General features: G+C 67.3%; 6 protein-coding genes and 1 pseudogene. 5 read left to right on the forward strand and 2 right to left on the reverse strand.

Annotated elements, in window-relative coordinates; translation table 11 throughout:
• The 3 genes and pseudogenes from FREUN1FDRAFT_RS38225 to FREUN1FDRAFT_RS38235 form a co-directional block, all read left to right on the forward strand.
• Positions 1-331: pseudogene (locus FREUN1FDRAFT_RS38225) on the forward strand (hypothetical protein); the annotation flags it as partial.
• 64 nt (positions 332-395) lie between these two features.
• The gene (locus FREUN1FDRAFT_RS38230; RefSeq protein ID WP_006545806.1) at positions 396-647 is read left to right on the forward strand and encodes a hypothetical protein; all 252 of its coding nucleotides are present in this window, start codon (positions 396-398) and stop codon (positions 645-647) included.
• A complete protein-coding gene (locus tag FREUN1FDRAFT_RS38235) occupies positions 644-877 on the forward strand; it encodes a hypothetical protein (protein WP_006543534.1) in 234 nt (77 codons plus the stop codon). Before FREUN1FDRAFT_RS38230 ends, FREUN1FDRAFT_RS38235 begins: the two co-directional genes overlap by 4 nt.
• A gap of 93 nt (positions 878-970) precedes the next feature.
• On the opposite strand, the gene FREUN1FDRAFT_RS40800 is transcribed toward FREUN1FDRAFT_RS38235, so the two are convergent.
• Both FREUN1FDRAFT_RS40800 and FREUN1FDRAFT_RS38245 read right to left on the reverse strand, forming a co-directional pair.
• Positions 971-2,434, reverse strand: coding sequence for a helix-turn-helix transcriptional regulator (locus tag FREUN1FDRAFT_RS40800; RefSeq protein WP_006545807.1), 1,464 nt, complete (start codon positions 2,432-2,434; stop codon positions 971-973).
• A gap of 153 nt (positions 2,435-2,587) precedes the next feature.
• Positions 2,588-3,106 carry a helix-turn-helix domain-containing protein gene (locus tag FREUN1FDRAFT_RS38245; RefSeq protein WP_157475832.1) on the reverse strand — a complete coding sequence of 173 codons (519 nt, stop codon included), beginning with the start codon at positions 3,104-3,106 and terminating at the stop codon, positions 2,588-2,590.
• Between the two features lie 131 nt (positions 3,107-3,237).
• Between FREUN1FDRAFT_RS38245 and FREUN1FDRAFT_RS48440 the strand changes: the two genes are divergently transcribed.
• Together FREUN1FDRAFT_RS48440 and FREUN1FDRAFT_RS38255 are read left to right on the forward strand one after the other, a co-directional pair.
• Positions 3,238-3,480, forward strand: a complete 243-nt coding sequence (locus FREUN1FDRAFT_RS48440; protein WP_157475834.1) for a helix-turn-helix transcriptional regulator — start codon at positions 3,238-3,240, stop codon at positions 3,478-3,480.
• Positions 3,477-3,779 carry a hypothetical protein gene (locus tag FREUN1FDRAFT_RS38255; RefSeq protein WP_006545810.1) on the forward strand — a complete coding sequence of 101 codons (303 nt, stop codon included), beginning with the start codon at positions 3,477-3,479 and terminating at the stop codon, positions 3,777-3,779. The genes FREUN1FDRAFT_RS48440 and FREUN1FDRAFT_RS38255 overlap by 4 nt, the downstream gene beginning before the upstream one ends.
• The last annotated feature ends 253 nt before the right edge of the window (positions 3,780-4,032 follow it).

A 4,032-nucleotide genomic window follows, 5' to 3' on the forward strand; every position in this document is an offset into this window, starting at 1 on the left:
ACCGCCCGGTGGAGACGATCGGACGGCGGACGAGCCGATGGTGGAGGGTGATCCTCCCACGCCGGTGCCCCTCCCCGCTCTGGAGCTGGTCGGCGGCAAGATCCGAACCGCCGATATCGAGCAGTACCTGCGTGCGCTCATCATCAACAGTGGAAACCGTGAGATCTCGCAGGTTCACGGCTATTCCACAGGAGCCGGCAAATTTCACAAGTACGGACTTGCTGTCACCTTCCACCGTGGCGACGTCTGCTACGTCTACTTCCTGCAGACGCTTCCCGCTGGTCGCGCCCCCCGGAAAGACCAGGACTATCGATGGCTGGAGGCCATGTGACGGTCGCAGACCACCACGACGATCTATTCTGAACCTAAGATCAACAGGTGAGGGGGAGAGTGCGTTGGCCTGGAACAAGCGCGGCAGCACCGGCGGCGGGGCGTCCACCGGCCGCGACGGCGTCAAGCGCGGCGGCAAAGGCGGCACCACCGGCCGCAACGTGAAAGAGGTGCAGTTCGCCGACTGCACGACCTGCAACGGAGCCGGCAAGGTGACCAGGGACGTCGTCGAAGGTGACGAGGACGGCGGGTTCACCGGCACCCAGGAGTTCGACTGCACCAGCTGCAACGGCGTCGGGCGGGTGAAAAAGGGATGATGGACCCGGACGCCGGCCGGCCGCTGGTACCGATGCTGTCGCTAGTCGCCTGCAACAAGTGCCGCCGCGAGCGTGGCGCCCAGCTGCACCGGGAGGGCCGGGTGGATCCGGTGCCGGAGTCCGGGACGTGCCCGCACGGCCGGCCACTGCGGACACGCTGGGCCGACGGGTACGGGCCCGGATCGGAACCCCCGAAGGATCCCGGCTACGACCGCACCCCACCCGTCTGACCCTCCCAAGGGTGTGAGGCCACCCCCTCAGGCCCGCCCGCACCGTGTGCCCCGCCGCAGCGCTGCGGCGGGGCACACGGCTATCAGCGAGGATCAGTCCGACATCAGGCGTGCATCCGTTGGGCCGCGTTCGTTCACGTTCGGTCGCCGTCCGCCGAGCAGGTGGCCGTAGTCTTCCAAGAGCTCGCTAACTTCGGGTACGCCGCCGAAGTCATGCAATCGGCGGAGGACTACCCGCGATCGATCTGCGGTGCGGTTGCTGGGCACCCCAGCGGAGAGAGTCAAGACGCGGCGAGCCTCTACGGCAGCCTGTTCCGGCTCGTTGGCATCTGCGAGGGCAATAGCAAGCCAAGATCGATAGAGGGCGACCTCGCGGGTATGGGTCGAGTTGTAGCGGCCGAGTGCATCGTTCAGAAGTGGGACGGCCCGCAAGGGTCGATGCATCTCGGTGTAGACGCGTGCGTCCATCACGTCGAGTTCATCACTGCTGACCCAGTAGGCCCACTGTGGGGCATCATCTCGATCGTCAGTGAGGGCGTCATGAGCTGCGCCGAGCGCCCGTATCGCTGGTTGCGGCTCGCTGGCTTGCGTATAGGTCCATGCAAGGCGGTCGAAGAATAGCGCCCGCGTTCTCGCTGGCGCCTTCCTGCCTGCGTCCTTGATGGCGGCCTGAGCCAAGTCGATGCTCTCGCGTCGGCGACCGGTGTTCGCCAACTGGTAGGCGAGGCTGCTCATGAGGTGAGCGACCAAGGGGCCGTCGTTGGCTTGACGGGCGGCGGAGATCCCCACGGTGTAGGCATGTTCGGCCTGATCGTGGCGGCCGGCATCGCTAGCGATCCATCCCGCGATTTGCGCCAGTTCGCCGACCTGAGTGAGTAGCGCCTGGCCCACGTCCTGGGCATACCGGCTTTCTCGGCACAACTGAACAGCGGAGGCCAACTCCCGGAAGGCGGGCCCGATGAGATCACCCCCTGCCAGCACGTCATCGGCGAGCCTCAGCGCGTGAACTCGGCCCGCGAGAATGTCGACGATCTCGGCATCGATCCGGCAGCCTGGGCGCACGCCGAGGAGCCCCAACGAGTCACCAGCCTCGGTCAGGGACTCGAATGACGCGGCGCTCATGCCGCCGAGCGACGCTGTCAGCCCACCCTGTAGCAACTGTCGCCGGTCCGCTGTGTCCTCCTTGGCCGCCGGGGCACACTCACCTGAGAGTGCCTGGAGGTCTGGGGTTCGGTCCAATCGGGGGACGGTCGCCAGGCCCGACTGTGGCACCTCGGTGTCCTCAGGAGGCGCCAGGTCGTCCGCAGCGTGGCGGAGCCTCGCAGCCTCGGCCTGGCGGTAGAGCTTGATGATCGCGCCGTCCGCTTCGAGTACGGCGTCGATGCGCTCGATGAATCGCTCCGAGGGAAGCTCTCGTCCGCGCTCGCACTTGCTGATGATCGTGCGGCCCTTTGGGTACCCGGCGAGCACTGCCAGCCGGTCCTGCGTTAGCCCGGCGTCCATGCGTCGGCGCCGGAGCTCGGCGCCGAGCCTGTCCAAGGGAGAAAGGGCGTCCATCCCGGGGGCCTCCGGGCGATGTCGAGGGTGCGCTCCGGACGTCTGCTGATCGGGGAGGGCCCGCACCCTCGCCGACTGCCCGGACTGAGTGCCTCAGACCCTAGCCGGAGAGTGACGCCCTGGGCTCGCGTTTAACGAAGCCTGCTTGTGGCCTCAGTTGCCGTCGACGGCGTCGAGCATCCGAGCGAAGGCGACCAGCATGTTGTTCCTCTTCGCAGGTTCGAGTGCCAGTAACCGACGGAGGACGTAGTAGGTGACATCAGCGTCTGAGACATCGGCGACGCGCTGTGCGAGTTCGGAGAGCTTGGGAGGGGACTCAACGTGCTCTGTTGGATCTTCGAAGGTGACTCGTCGCCGGACGACGCCGAGGTCGTCGACGAACTCCTGTGAGACCGGCCGCGGAGAGCCGGCGGGCAACGGACTGCCGCCATGGACCACTCGCTCGGCGGATCCCATCTCCCGACCTTGTCGCCCTTGCCACCGGAGGCCGGAGTCCAGCCCGTCGAGGGTGCGCAAGGAGAGCGATGTGGCTTTGCCGTTCTCGATGCGGTTGAGCGTCGCGAGTGAGAGCTGCCCAGCCTGTGCGACATCTTGCTGCGTGAGGCGCAACTCGCGGCGACGGTTCCGCGTGGCAGCCGCGAGGCGCTGCGCCTGATCTTCGTCGAGTTCCACCGTGGCCACGCCGACAGGTTCCCAGGCATCACCCGGCATCACAAAGCCTACACGCGCCAAAGTGATCATTTGCTCACCGTTGGGCGTCTCTCGCCTTGCTTTAGCCTCATGAGGGCCTCATGATGGCTGTCATGGCAAGTACGACCGTGCGCGTCGACGGAACCGAGATCCGCCGACGGCGGATATGGCTTCGCTACCCCCAGCGTGAGATGGCAGCAAAGATCGGCATGGATCAGGGTTACCTCTCGCGGCTCGAGTGCGGGCGTCGGGACCGGGTGTCGGTCCAGATGCTCGCTCGTATCGAGGCGCACCTTGGCCGATTGGACGAGCCGGCGTCGACGCCGAGGCCATCCATTCCCGTGGAGTCCTCGTGACCTCTCATCGGGTGCCGCCGCAGATGCGAGAGTCGCCGGCTGAGCGTCATCTCCGTGCCGTGCGTGCGGGTCATATGCGCGCGGCGACGGCGCCGAGCGCGGAGGCGATGACGGCGCCGGCGCGGGCCGGATTCGCGAGCAAGTTCGTCCGCCAGGCCCGCCAGCTGCACCCGGACGCATCCGAGGACGAGATCACCCGGGTGGCGGCGCACCTACGCGCGGCGCATTTCGCGGCGTTGGGGAAGGCGTCCGCGGCTGCTCGACGCGCTGCTCGCGTCTACCGCAGCGCCGGTTCGTGATCACCCGTCCGGCCCGGTAACGGGCCGGACCGGACGGGATCACCGGAGTTGGCCCCTCGCAAGACCCTCGACGACCTCAGAAAGGGAACCATCATGATCGTACAACGGCCGATGAGCGCAGTGCCTGACCCGGCGCTGTGGGCGGCTATCACGGACGCGGCGTCAGCCGCTGGGCACTACCGCAACCCGGGGATCACGACCCGTGCGGTGGCCCGTCGCCTGACCATCCCCGGCGCCGCGGTCGACCTGGCCG

This window comes from Parafrankia sp. EUN1f (assembly GCF_000177675.1).
GTDB lineage: Bacteria > Actinomycetota > Actinomycetes > Frankiales > Frankiaceae > Parafrankia.